Source organism: Pseudomonas sp. GV085 (genome assembly GCF_003050925.1).
GTDB lineage: Bacteria > Pseudomonadota > Gammaproteobacteria > Pseudomonadales > Pseudomonadaceae > Aquipseudomonas.
Genome location: NZ_QAOV01000010.1, coordinates 69,213 through 80,314, shown reverse-complemented (window position 1 = coordinate 80,314; position 11,102 = coordinate 69,213). Strand labels below are relative to the sequence as shown.

General features: G+C 61.2%; 9 protein-coding genes. All 9 read right to left on the bottom strand.

From position 1 onward, the window contains the following. Positions 1-111: 111 nt before the first annotated feature. Positions 112-447, bottom strand: coding sequence for a YceK/YidQ family lipoprotein (locus C8K63_RS20690; protein ID WP_108218373.1), 336 nt, complete (start codon positions 445-447; stop codon positions 112-114). Positions 448-674: 227 nt separating this feature from the next. Further along, positions 675-2,126 carry a lipopolysaccharide kinase InaA family protein gene (locus C8K63_RS20685; protein WP_108218372.1) on the bottom strand — a complete coding sequence of 484 codons (1,452 nt, stop codon included), beginning with the start codon at positions 2,124-2,126 and terminating at the stop codon, positions 675-677. Further along, positions 2,126-2,878, bottom strand: a complete 753-nt coding sequence (locus C8K63_RS20680; protein WP_108218371.1) for a lipopolysaccharide kinase InaA family protein — start codon at positions 2,876-2,878, stop codon at positions 2,126-2,128. Before C8K63_RS20680 ends, C8K63_RS20685 begins: the two co-directional genes overlap by 1 nt. After that, on the bottom strand, positions 2,875-3,609 hold the full coding sequence (locus C8K63_RS20675; RefSeq protein WP_108218370.1) for a lipopolysaccharide kinase InaA family protein: 735 nt from the start codon (positions 3,607-3,609) through the stop codon (positions 2,875-2,877). The genes C8K63_RS20680 and C8K63_RS20675 overlap by 4 nt, the downstream gene beginning before the upstream one ends. Further along, positions 3,609-4,415 (bottom strand): lipopolysaccharide core heptose(I) kinase RfaP, encoded by an 807-nt coding sequence (rfaP, locus tag C8K63_RS20670; protein WP_108218369.1) that lies wholly within the window; start codon positions 4,413-4,415, stop codon positions 3,609-3,611. Before rfaP ends, C8K63_RS20675 begins: the two co-directional genes overlap by 1 nt. Continuing rightward, on the bottom strand, positions 4,416-5,537 hold the full coding sequence (locus C8K63_RS20665; RefSeq protein WP_108218368.1) for a glycosyltransferase family 4 protein: 1,122 nt from the start codon (positions 5,535-5,537) through the stop codon (positions 4,416-4,418). It abuts the gene before it with no gap. Further along, positions 5,537-6,598 (bottom strand): lipopolysaccharide heptosyltransferase I, encoded by a 1,062-nt coding sequence (gene waaC / locus C8K63_RS20660; protein ID WP_108218367.1) that lies wholly within the window; start codon positions 6,596-6,598, stop codon positions 5,537-5,539. The genes C8K63_RS20665 and waaC overlap by 1 nt, the downstream gene beginning before the upstream one ends. 1 nt (position 6,599) lies before the next feature. Continuing rightward, positions 6,600-7,634, bottom strand: coding sequence for a lipopolysaccharide heptosyltransferase II (gene waaF / locus C8K63_RS20655; protein WP_108218366.1), 1,035 nt, complete (start codon positions 7,632-7,634; stop codon positions 6,600-6,602). A 203-nt stretch (positions 7,635-7,837) separates the two neighbouring features. After that, on the bottom strand, positions 7,838-10,777 hold the full coding sequence (glnE, locus tag C8K63_RS20650; protein WP_108218365.1) for a bifunctional [glutamate--ammonia ligase]-adenylyl-L-tyrosine phosphorylase/[glutamate--ammonia-ligase] adenylyltransferase: 2,940 nt from the start codon (positions 10,775-10,777) through the stop codon (positions 7,838-7,840). Positions 10,778-11,102: the final 325 nt, after the last annotated feature.

The following is an 11,102-nucleotide window of genomic DNA, read 5'->3' as shown; positions in this document are numbered from 1 at the left end:
TGCCCTCGCAAGGGGCGAGAGACAGCTAAAGGGCGGGATTATAGCTTAAAAGCAGCGGCAAGCCTCTAGCCGCAAACGGCCAGCAACTGCAGCGGGGACCTCGCGGCATTTTTATCCGCGCGCAGGTCGCCAATAGATGGAAATATTGCCGTCCACGCTTTGCCGGTAAATCGTGTACGGCAAGACAACGGTGTCCAGCGCGCCAGACACGGCCAGGTCCACCAATACGAGCGGCACAAGGATACCCGTAGGGTCTGGCGGTGCATTCAATACGCAGAAGTCGTAAGCCAGGCCGCTGTAGATTCGCGGGATGGACTGGCAATAGGTCTTCTGCCGACGCAGCCCTTGCGCGGCCTGGGCGTCATCCTGCAGGACGGTGGCGGCGGTCCCGCAGCCCATTAGCGACACTGATAAAACACCCGTTGAAACTGCCATTTTGATCGTCACAGCCTGCCCTCCGAGAACGTCAGGCAAACTAGCATCGGGGCGATTCGGGCCACAGTTCATGACTTCCCAAGATCGCGTAGGACGGTTCACAAGAACTTGTTTGCTTTCTCGGTTGGCAGTTCCGACCTCATCGCGAGCAAGCTTGCTCCCACATTTGAACTGAGGTGTTCACAGGTTTTGTGTTCACCAACAATCCTTGTGGGAGCGAGCTTGCTCGCGAAAAGGATTCAGGCCGCGCTGGAGATGTCCTTGGGCAACCGCTGATCGATGACCTGGTAAAGGGCGCTGCCTTCAGGCCAGTTGCGCATGAACCGCGCGCGATCCCTTGCATACGCCGGGGCGAAACTGCCAAGGGAGCTGTGCTGGCACATCGAATCGAGATCGATCAGCGCCCAGCGATCCTGCTGCCAGAACAGGTTATGCCCCTTGAAGTCGCCATGGCTGATGCGTTCGCGAATCAGCTCGGCAAACAAATGATCCAGCGCCGCCAGCTCGGCTTCCGGTGCAGCACCGCTTTCAACATACGGCGCAAAACGTTCGATGATGTCCGGCCCCGCCAGATACTCGGTGATCAGGTACGCCCGGCTGCGCAGCCACAGAAAACGCGTTTCCAGCAACGCCAGCGGCTTGGGCGTGGCGATCCCGAGGAACGCCAGGCGGTTGCCTTCGCGCCACGAATGCCAGGCCCGGCTCGGGCGCCAGAAGCGTTTGAGCCAGTGGGCGAAGCCTTTGATGTTGTAGCGTTTGATCACCAGCGTGCGGCCATCCACCTCGACCTTACCGACGCTCGCCGCGCCCCCGGTCTTGTACAGATGCCCCTGATCGAGCAAGGCATCGGCATGCTCCAGCACCGGCACCATCGACGGCTCTTCCTCGCGGCGAATCGCCCGCAATCCGAAGGCCCCGCGCTGGACGCTGAACAGCGTGCACTCGCGACCGACCTTGATCAGGAAGTCCTTGAGGCGCCAGCTGCGGACCTTGTCGATCTGCTTCTGCAACACTTCCATGGGCAGGGCGTGTTCGCCGTTGCTCAGCAGGTAATACACCAGCAATTCTTCAATGAAGGGCTCAATCGACTTCGGCAACTGGGCGAAGAACACCCCGAGGTTTTCCAGGACCTTCTGCCGGGACAGCGGCTGTCCCGGCGTTTCGGAGCAAATCCCGGCGCCGTCGATCAAGTACAGGCGACCACGCTGACGCAGCAGGTTGTCCAGGTGCAGGTCCTCCTGCCACAGACCTTTGCGGTGCATCTGACCGATCGCGCCTAACGCCTCGGCCAGCACTGCCCCTTGCCCATCGAACAGAACCGGTTGCTGCTCAACCTGTTTCCAGGTATCACCAAGGCTTTCGGCGCCCTCCAGAAACTCGAACAGCAGCCAACCACCCTCGCCTTCTTTCAGGCCATCGGCCAACAGCTGCGGCGTGGTCAATCCTTGAGCGGCAAGCAAGCGCACGCCATCCAGCTCCCGCTGGAAGTGCCGCGCAGCCTTGCTGCCGACCAGCAATTTGGCCAACACCGGCCGGCCACGCCAGACGCCGGCACCGACATAACGCTGCCCCGGCAACACCCGCAAGAGGCTCAGCAGTTGCAGATCGGCAGGGCCGGCGGCATCGGCCAGCGAAACGCTCAGCGGCAATGCCGGATTGCGGCCGACGGACTTCAACTTGGATAAACGCATCAGCGTGGTCCCTTTTGGCTGCGCCGCGTCGTCAAACGCCCCAGCCAGCTGTCGATCAACGAGCTGTCCTGAGGTTGATCCAGATAGGCGGCCAGCAATTGCCGCAGTTGCGACTCGCTCCACTCGGGCGCGCGGCGCGTCAACGGTTCCAGGTCCTTGATTCGGTCACGCTGCCCATACAGCAGTGGTCGGGTCTTTTCCAGGTCGATCAATTGAGCCTGATAGCCGTTGCCGGTGGCGCGCATGAAAATGTGCTTGGGATAGAAGCACCCATGCACCTGGCGTGCAGCGTGCAGCTGCCGGGCAAGTTCGCCACTGGCCTTGAGGATTTCCGAGTGCTGCTCAGGGCTCAATTCAGCCCAGCGCTGCAACAGCGAGTCGAGGTCGTCCCAGCCGTCCAGGGCACGGGTCATCAGGATCGCGCGGACTTCTCCATCGACCTTGCGCTCCCCGTAGAACACCGCTTCCAGTGCCGGTATGCCCATTTTCCGGTAACGGGAGATGTTGCGAAACTCGCGAGCGAAACTCGGCTCGCCAAACGGAGCGCGCAACGTGCGGGTCAGATAGTTGCTTTGGCGCTTGAGGTAGAAACCATGACCTTCCAGATCCAGCCGAAACACGCTGCTCCAGCCGCCGCGACCGGTGTTGGGTTCGTCCACCGCATCGAGTTGCTTGGCCCAGAGTGCTTCGAATGTGCCGAGGCCGTGGCGCTCAAGCAGTGCACGGTCTTCAGCGGCCAGAAAATCAGTCATTCGCGCCCCTCGAAAAATCTCACCACATGCCGGATGCGTTTTTTGTCCGCAGCGTTGAGCCGGGTCCGGTTGCGGTATTGCAGGTAAAAGCGCAGGCGCTGGGTCGCCGACAGTTGATACTTGGCGACCTTGTCCAGGCACGCCAGATCCTTGGTAATACGGTACTTGAGCCAGAAACCGCGCCAGAAATCGCCGTTGGGGCAATCGATCAAAAACACTCGAGCCTCATCGTCGATCAGCAGGTTGCGCCACTTCAAATCATTATGGGTGAAGCGGTGGTCGTGCATGGTCCGGGTGTATTGGGCTAGCTGACGACTGACGGTATCGACCCAGGCGCGATCCGACAATTTCGGGTCGCGTCGCTCGGCCAGTGCCGACAAGTCTTCGGTACGCGGCAGTTCCCGGGTAATCATCGCGCCGCGAGCGTAGGCCGCACCGCGCCGCTCCAGCCCCCAGGCCACCACTTCGGCAGTGGGGATGCCCCACTTGGCGAAGCGCTTGAGGTTCTGCCACTCCATCTTCACCCGAGGCTTGCCCAGGTAACGCCGCAAGCCTTTGCCAGCACCCACGTAGCGCTTGACGTAATAGTTGACGCCATTGCGCTCGACCCGGATGACCTCCGAAAGCAGATCGCTGGTCAAACGCTCGCCTTGCAGCGCAAACACAGCCTCGAGGCTGCCAAAGTCATCGGCCAGTTCGCTGTAGGCCGGTTCCAGTTTCCAACCCGACATCAGAGCGCATCCCCGTATCGCTGTTTACGCTCGTAGAGCTTGTTGGCCTTGCCATCGAGCCATGCCAGCAAAGACGCCTCTTCAATCAGGATCTGACGCAGCGGCTGCTGGAAATAGCCCTTGAGGAAACGCAGCTTGTCGCGGCGGGTCAGGCCGATGTCCAGCGCGGAAAAGTACAGGGCTGCCAGATCCTTGTTGCGCCAGCGCGAGGTGATCGCCGGGCGGGTCTGGGCGCGGTGCAGGTCGATCACCGAGAGCTTGAAGTCGTCCGAGGTCACCGGTTTGTCGGTGTGCAGCAGGAAGTGGCAGATGTAGCAGTCGCGGTGGTTGACCCCGGCGCGGTGCATCATGCCGGTCATGCGTGCGACTTCGGCAATCAGCGCGCGCTTGAGTTTTGGCTCCGGTGGCTGCTTGATCCAGTTGATACTGAAATCTTCGAGACTGACCGTGGGCGCGAGCTCCTCGGTGACGATGAACGAGTGCTGGTCGGCCGGGTTGCTGCCCTTCTCGCCATACGCGACGGCGGTCATGGTCGGCACGCCAACTTGCTGCAGGCGCTGAATGGCCTGCCACTCCTGACCGGCCCCCAATACCGGAAGCTTGGCAGTGAGCAGGTTCTTGAAAATTTCGCCCCAGCCGATGCCACGGTGGATTTTCACGAAAAATCCGTTGCCATCGACTTCCGTGCGTAAAGTCCGGCGCGCTTCCAGCTCGCGGTACACCTCGCCCTTGAGCCCCTCGACTTCGGCGAACGGGTCGCGTCCGGCCCAGAGGCTCTTGAACGGTTCAGCCAGCATCAACTTCATTTAAGCGTGCTCCGCCAGAATCACATCGGCCGCGTGCTGCGGCATGCTGTAGAGATCGGCCGTCTCAGCGTAGGCCAGACCATTGCGGCTCCAGGCCGCCCTTGCTTGAGCGTCGTTCAACATGCCGGTCAGGTACTGCGTCAGCTGTGCCTGATCGAACGGTTCGTCCAGCACCAGGCCGGCGTCGGCCTCGGCAATGTAATGGGCGTACCCGCACACCGCGCTCACCAGCACCGGCAGGCCAGCCACCAGCGCTTCGAGCAGCACGGTGCCGGTATTTTCGTTGTACGCCGGGTGGATCAACAGATCGGCCCCCAGCAGGAAACGCGGGATATCACTGCGCCCCTTGAGGAACGTGACGTTGTCGCCCAGCCCTAATGTCGCACTCTGCATCTGGAATAATTTGGGGTCATCCTGGCCAATTACAAACAGCCGGGTGCGTTTCCTCAACTCGGCAGGCAATGCCGCCAGTGCCTTGAGGCTACGGTCCACGCCCTTGGTCTTGAACCCGGAGCCAATCTGCACCAGCAGCAGTTCGTCGTCCTTGAGATCGAATTCAGCGCGGAACCCGGAGCGAATTTCATCGGCATCCGCCGGTCGGCGACGGTCCTGGGCGATACCCGGTGGCAGCAGGTGGAAACGCTCCAGCGGCGTGTCGTAATGCTTGATGAACAGCGGCTGCTGGACCTCGGAAATCATCAACACTTCAGTCTTGGCGTCCCTGGCGAACACCGCCCGCTCGTATTCGGCGAAGTGGCGATAGCGGCCCCAACGGCGATACAGCGAGTTGCGCAGGTTCTGCGCCTTGTCTTCGAAGCAGCCGTCGGCGGCGTAGTAGACGTCCAGGCCCGGCATCTTGTTGAAGCCGATCAGGCGGTCGACCGGGCGCTTGGCCAGGTCCGCCGCCATCCATTCGCTGAGCTTCTCATTGCGGCGATGGTTGAAGAACGCCTTGACCGGCGCCACCAGCACTTCGAAACCCGGCGGCACGTCACCCTCCCAGATCAGCGTGTAGACGCGAATCTGATGACCACGCTTCTGGCACTCCAGGGCGATTCGCATGAAGTCGCGCTGCAAGCCGCCGAACGGGAAATATTTGTACAGGACAAATGCCAATTGCATCAGCGCAACTCCTCAGCCATTAACAACGTGCTCAGTCGGCTGGCGACACGCTCGGGATTCAGACGCGTGAAGCACAACGGCCACTCGCGTTTCAGGTCAAATTGACGGGCATCTTCAGCCGTCGGCTGATAAGTGCATTTCTTTTGCAGGCACGGCGCACAAGGGAAGTCGCTGGCCATGTGAATCTGCACCTTGCCATAAGCGCCTGTCAGGCCCGGGTTGGTCGGGCCGAACAGCGACAACGTCGGCACATCCAGCGCGGCGGCCAGATGACCAAGACCGGTGTCGACCGCCACGCAGGCTTGCGCGCCGGCCAGCACCTTGCCGACACCCGCCAGGTTCAGTTTTGGCAGCACTTCGGCGTGCTTGAAACCCGCGGCGATACGCTCGGCCCGGGCTTTCTCCAGGGCATTGCCCCAGGGCAACTTCACCCCGACGCCAAGGTAGCCGACCCGTTCGGTCAGCTCGCGCCAGTAGGCTTCGGGCCAGTGCTTGGTGTCCCAGGTGGTGCCGTGCAAAAACACCACGTAAGGATTCTTGCGCGGCAACTCCACCAGGCGCTCGATATTCAGTCCGTAGTCGCCCAGACCTTTGGGCAAGTCATAGCCCAACGCAATGGCGAACAACTGACGCACTCGCTCCACCGCGTGCTGCCCACGGGCAACGGCCAGACGTCGATCATAAAAGCGCGCAGCAATGGGCTCGCGTGCGGAGCTTTTATCGAGGCCGGCCACTGGAGCCTTGACGTAACGGGTCAGCCAGGCGCTTTTCAGCAAGCCCTGGGCGTCTATCACCAAGTCATATTGGGTGGCGCGCACGCTTTGCTTGAAGCGCTTCCACTCGCCGCTCTTGATGGTCTGCCAGATGTTTTTGCGCCAGCGACGGATCGCCACCGGAATCACCTTGCCCACCGCCGGATGCCAGGTCGGGATCTCGGCAAAGCCTTCTTCCACCACCCAGTCGAATTTGATGCCGGGAATCGCCCGCGCCGCATCGGTCAACGCCGGTAACGCGTGAATGACGTCGCCCAGCGAAGAAGTCTTGATCAACAGAACCCGCAAGCTATTTGACCTCGACCACAGTGCCTTGCAACCGCTGCAAGGCTTCGTTCACGGCCTGCGGCATGAGCTGGCGCAGGCAGTTGTAATGACCGAAACGGCAGGTGCGATCGAAGCACGGACTGCACTCGATGCCCAGGCGTACGATTTCGACATGCTCGGCCAGCGGTGGCGTGAAACCCGGCGACGTCGAACCGTAGACCGCGACCAGCGGGCGGTTCAGCGCGGCGGCGACGTGCATCAGGCCGGAGTCGTTGGACACCACAGAATCTGCACAGGACATCAGGTCGATGGCTTCGGCCAGCGAGGTGCCGCCACTGAGGTTCACAGACTCTTCACGCAGACCGGGAATCAGCCGCGCGCGGATGTCTTCGCCCACGGCATGGTCGTTTTTCGATCCGAACAGCCAGACTTGCCAGCCTTCGCGGATCTTCGCTTCGGCAACCTTGGCGTAATGCTCGGACGGCCAGCGCTTGGACTCGCCAAACTCGGCACCAGGGCACAGGGCCAACACCGGACGGTCGAGGGTCAGGCCGAATTTGGCCAGTGCCGCCTCGCGGGTGACCGGGTCGATCTGCAGGCTCGGACGCGGATACGGCTTTGGCAGCTCAACGTCCGGCTCGAACGCCAAGGCCATGAAGCGCTCGATCATCAGCGGGTAACGATCCTTATCCAGCGTGCGCACGTCATTGAGCAGGCCATAGCGAAACTCGCCACGCCAGCCGGTGCGCTTCGGGATGCCGGCAAAGAACGGCACCAGCGCCGACTTCAGGGAATTGGGCAACAGGATCGCCTGGTCGTACTGGCCGGCCAGGGATTTGCCGATGCGCCGACGCGTCGCCAGTTCCAGCACACCGTGACCGAGCGGAAAGCTCAAGGCCTGGCGAACTTCGGGCATACGCTCAAGAATCGGCCGGCTCCACTCGGGGGCCAGCACGTCGATTTCGCATTGCGGGTGGCGTTGTTTCAGACACTGGAACAGTGTCTGCGCCATCACCATGTCACCGACCCAACTGGGCCCAACGATCAGAATTTTCATGTGGTTTCCATAAACGAACCGGGGAGGCCTACGCCTCCCCGCCTCGAAAATTCTACAGAACAACGCAAATCTACTGTAGGAGCGAGCTTGCTCGCGATGAACCCGAGAACTCCGCGGGGTGTCAGGCTCGCCGCGTTATCGTTAACGACCATCGCGAGCAAGCTCGCTCCTACAGGGGATATTGGCGTATCAAATATCCCGTTTCAGCTTAGCCCCAGCTCACGCCAGATCCGCATGACCTGCTGCCGCTCGTCTGCGAACTGGTCGCCCGGAATCACCCCGGGGTCTTTCTGCAAGGCCTGCCGGTGGGCGGCGGAACGGTACGCTTTATACGCTTCACGCAACAGGCCGGCATCTTCGACGGGCATCAGCCCTTCATGCTCCAGCTCTTCCAGAATGCGGATATTATCCGTCCAGCGCAGCAATGGCGGGTGTGTTTCGGACCACGCCAGGGCCGCGTATTGCACCATAAATTCAATATCGACGATACCTCCGGCGTCCTGCTTGATATCGAACGGCGCCGTGGCTTCGAAGGCATTTGCCCCGGTGCCGGCCGCCGTGCTCTTGCTGCCGAGGTTATCGCGCATCTTGGCGCGCATCTCGCTGACCTCCTGGCGCAGGGTCGGCAAATCACGCGTCTTGCCCAATATCGCGGCGCGGACTTTCTCGAATGCCTGGCCGACATCCTGACTGCCCACCAGCACTCGCGCCCGCACCAGCGCCTGGTGCTCCCAGGTCCAGGCTTCGTTCTCCTGATAACGGGCAAACGCCCCCAGAGAACTCACCAGCAACCCCGACGCGCCGGACGGCCGCAGACGCATGTCCACTTCATACAACTGCCCGGAGTTAGTCTGCGCCGTCAGCAAATGAATGATCCGCTGCCCCAGACGGGTGAAAAATTGTGCGCCATCGATGGGTTTGGGTCCGTCGGTTTCAGCCTGCGGATCGCCATCGTGGATGAACACCAGGTCCAGGTCCGAACCATGCCCGAGTTCCAGTCCGCCGACTTTCCCATAACCGACAATGACGAAGCCGGGATCGCACAAGGTGCCATCGGTGCGCAGCGGCGTGCCGTACTTGGCCACGGTCTGGCGCCAGGCCAGTGCCAGCACTTGTTCCAGGATCGCTTCGGCGAGCCAGGTCAGGTAATCGCTGACTTTCATCAGCGGCAGGCTGCCGGCGATTTCCGAGGCGGCCACCCGCAAGCGGTGCGCCAGCTTGAAGTGACGCAGGGCCTCCATTTGCTGCTCGAGGTCGTCCTCGGGAATGCGCGTCAGACGCTCGCGCAACTCGGCCGCCAGCTCTGGCGCCAGTGGCGGCTTGAACAAGCGGCCTTCGTTGAGCAGTTCGTCGAGCAGCAGCGGAAAACGGGTGATTTGCTCGGCGATCCACGGGCTCGCCGCGCACAGCGTCAGCAAGCGCCGTAGCGCACCGGGGTTTTCAGTCAACAGCACCAGGTACGCAGAACGACGGGCTACGGCTTCGACCAGCGGCAGCACCCGCTCCAGTACCAGGTCCGGATTGTCATGTTCCACGGCCTGTGCCAGCAAACGCGGAATAAAAGCATCGAGGCGTTCGCGCCCCAGACGCTGCATTGCCCTCAATTGTGGGCTGCTGCGCAAGCCGGCCAGGGCTTTCAAGGCTTTGGGGGCATCCTTGAAGCCACCCTCTTCCAGTTGGCGGCAAGCGGCCTCATCGTCCTGGGCCTCTTCCCACAGCGGCAACCACTCACCGCCGACCACCACTTCGCTTTCGGCGCCCTGCTCTTCGTCGGGATCGGCGATCACCTGCCCGAAGTGCCAGGCCACGCGGCCGCGCCAATACATCAATTGTTCGTGGAAGGCCGTCCAGTTGGCGAAACCCAGCATAAAGGCAATACGCGCCTGATCCTGCTCGCTATCGGGCAACATCTGCGTCTGGCGGTCGGCAATCGCCTGAATCGCGTGTTCGGTGTAACGCAGGAACTCGTAACCCTCACGCAGCTCGCCGATCACGGCCGGCGGCAGGTAACCCTGACCTTCCAGCGTGCTCAGCACCTTTAATAGCGGGCGTTGCTGCAAGCTCAGATCGCGGCCGCCGTGAATCAGCTGGAACGCCTGGGCAATGAACTCGACTTCACGAATACCGCCGGAACCGAGCTTGATGTTGTCGGCCATGCCCTTGCGTCGCACTTCCTGCTGGATCAGCTGCTTCATGGTGCGCAGCGCTTCGATGGCCGAGAAGTCCAGGTAGCGCCGGTAAACGAACGGCCGCAGCATCTCCTGCAGTTGCGCGCCGGCGACTTGATCGCCGGCCACCACCCGCGACTTGATCATCGCGTAGCGTTCCCAGTCGCGGCCCTGGTCCTGGTAATACTGTTCAAGCGCGTTGAAGCTCAGCACCAGAGCGCCGGACGAACCGTAAGGTCGCAAGCGCATGTCGACGCGAAATACAAAGCCATCGACGGTCATCGGGTCCAGGGCCTTGATCAGCCGCTGGCCCAGACGAATGAAGAACTCCTGGTTATCCAGGGCGCGTTTCACACCGACGGTTTCGCCGCCCTCGGGGTAGGCAAAAATCAGATCGATGTCCGAGGACAGGTTCAACTCCACGGCACCGAGCTTGCCCATGCCGAGAACGACCATCTGCTGCGGCTCGCCGCTTCGCCGGCCGGTCGGCACGCCGAACTGCTGGCAATGCCGCACGTACAACCATTGATAAGCCTGATCGATACTGGCATCGGCCATGTCCGAGAGGTCGCGGCAGGTCTGGATCAGGTCAGCCTGACGGGTCAGGTCGCGCCAGATGATCCGCACCTGATGGCGTGCACGCTGACGACGCAAGGCGCGAGCAAGCTGATCATCGGTCTCGGCCACGCTCACGGCAGCGGCAATCTGCGCGCACAACTCACCGGGAGCGAAGCGGCGGTCCAGTTCGCCGGACTGCACCAACGCCAGCAACATCAAAGGGTCACGAATACACTGTTCAATCACGAAATCGCTGGCGGCGGTCACGCGGGCAAATTGCGCCCAGCGTTCCGGCGTCCAGGTGGACAGCCCGTGGTCATCGTCCAGGGCAGCGACGGCAGCCCGGAACGACTGCTCGGCGCGAGTGACCAACGGCAGGAGAATGGCGGGCAGTTCGGCAAGCGAAGGGAGGCTCATGGTCTATCCTTGATCGGCGTATAACGGACTGCATGTAGTGGTTTTCGAAAACTCACTACCTGAGGGACTGTCGAACAAAAGTTAGAAATAGCTGAAATTTCTTTAGTTTTGGCAGCCAGCATCAAGCTTTTACCTTTTGTAGTTGGAAAAAGACCAACCTTAACGATTATTCTCACAACGCAGCCGGGGGCTACAAGCCGCTCATCTGTAGTTTTACTACTCGTATATACATTAGACGGGCTGAAATGCCGGAAGATTTGTAGTAAAACTACACGCCGCCGGAACAACCTGTCGGCAATCCAAGAATTCATAACGTCTGCCCACA

Excerpts from the sequence above, each read along its gene's own strand:
- C8K63_RS20685 (WP_108218372.1), bottom strand. The coding sequence starts at position 2,126 with ATGCGTTTATCCAAGTTGAAGTCCGTCGGCCGCAATCCGGCATTGCCG.
- C8K63_RS20680 (WP_108218371.1), bottom strand. The coding sequence starts at position 2,878 with ATGACTGATTTTCTGGCCGCTGAAGACCGTGCACTGCTTGAGCGCCAC.
- C8K63_RS20675 (WP_108218370.1), bottom strand. The coding sequence starts at position 3,609 with ATGTCGGGTTGGAAACTGGAACCGGCCTACAGCGAACTGGCCGATGAC.
- rfaP (WP_108218369.1), bottom strand. The coding sequence starts at position 4,415 with ATGAAGTTGATGCTGGCTGAACCGTTCAAGAGCCTCTGGGCCGGACGC.
- C8K63_RS20665 (WP_108218368.1), bottom strand. The coding sequence starts at position 5,537 with ATGCAATTGGCATTTGTCCTGTACAAATATTTCCCGTTCGGCGGCTTG.
- waaF (WP_108218366.1), bottom strand. The coding sequence starts at position 7,634 with ATGAAAATTCTGATCGTTGGGCCCAGTTGGGTCGGTGACATGGTGATG.
- glnE (WP_108218365.1), bottom strand. The coding sequence starts at position 10,777 with ATGAGCCTCCCTTCGCTTGCCGAACTGCCCGCCATTCTCCTGCCGTTG.